The organism is Streptomyces neyagawaensis, assembly GCF_023516595.1.
Taxonomy (GTDB): domain Bacteria; phylum Actinomycetota; class Actinomycetes; order Streptomycetales; family Streptomycetaceae; genus Streptomyces; species Streptomyces neyagawaensis.
Genome location: NZ_JAMGBG010000268.1, coordinates 1 through 327, shown reverse-complemented (window position 1 = coordinate 327; position 327 = coordinate 1). Strand labels below are relative to the sequence as shown.

The 327-nt window shown below is 73.4% G+C and carries 1 pseudogene; it reads right to left on the bottom strand.

What is annotated here, in order from left to right:
• A pseudogene (locus M8J73_RS44650) lies at positions 1-327 on the bottom strand (serine hydroxymethyltransferase); the annotation flags it as partial.

Genomic DNA, 327 nt, shown 5'->3' with positions numbered 1-327 from the left:
TTGAGGGCCTCGGTGTCGTGGGACGGCTTGAGGGTCTCGGCGATGATGTCGGCGACCTCGGTGAAGTCGGCGGCGGTGAAGCCGCGGGTGGCGAGGGCGGGGGTGCCGATGCGCAGGCCGGAGGTGACCATCGGGGGGCGGGGGTCGTCGGGGACGGCGTTGCGGTTGACGGTGATGCCGACCTCGTGGAGGCGGTCCTCGGCCTGCTGCCCGTCGAGGTCGGAGTCGCGCAGGTCGACCAGGATCAGGTGCACGTCGGTGCCGCCGGAGAGCACGTTGACACCGGCCGCGCGGGCGTCGGGCGCGGTCAGGCGCTCGGCGAGGATC